Source organism: Pseudoalteromonas sp. GW168-MNA-CIBAN-0100 (assembly GCF_040309225.1).
In the GTDB taxonomy this organism is placed as follows: Bacteria; Pseudomonadota; Gammaproteobacteria; order Enterobacterales; family Alteromonadaceae; genus Pseudoalteromonas; species Pseudoalteromonas arctica.
Map to the genome: position 1 here is coordinate 1 of NZ_JBEOOL010000203.1, position 377 is coordinate 377.

A 377-nucleotide genomic window follows, 5' to 3' on the forward strand; every position below is an offset into this window, starting at 1 on the left:
GCTAGGTTCATATCACCGTCAAAGCTTAATCTTTGTGTTCTGCCAGTTTTTAAATTTAACTTATAAATCTGGGCATTACCACCCCTTTCAGATGTAAATACAATATCTTGGCCATTAGGATGCCACGATGGCTCTGTATCTATACTGCGATGACGAGTAAGACGCGTTTCTTTGCGTGTTACTAAGTCTAGTAAATAAACTTCGGTTGCACCGGTTTTATCTTTTGAAAGTACTAATAGTAACTTTTTACCATCGGGCGAAAACTGCGGTGCACCGTTAATACCAGGGTAACTAGTAACCAATTCACGTTTACCTGAGTATAGGTCTTGAATGTAAATTTGGCTCTGACGATTTTCAAACGTTACATAGGCTAACTT

General features: G+C 38.7%; 1 pseudogene. It reads right to left on the reverse strand.

Annotated features, from left to right (window positions below):
- Nucleotides 1-377 (reverse strand): annotated as a pseudogene (locus AAEY62_RS20740) (Tol-Pal system beta propeller repeat protein TolB); the annotation flags it as partial.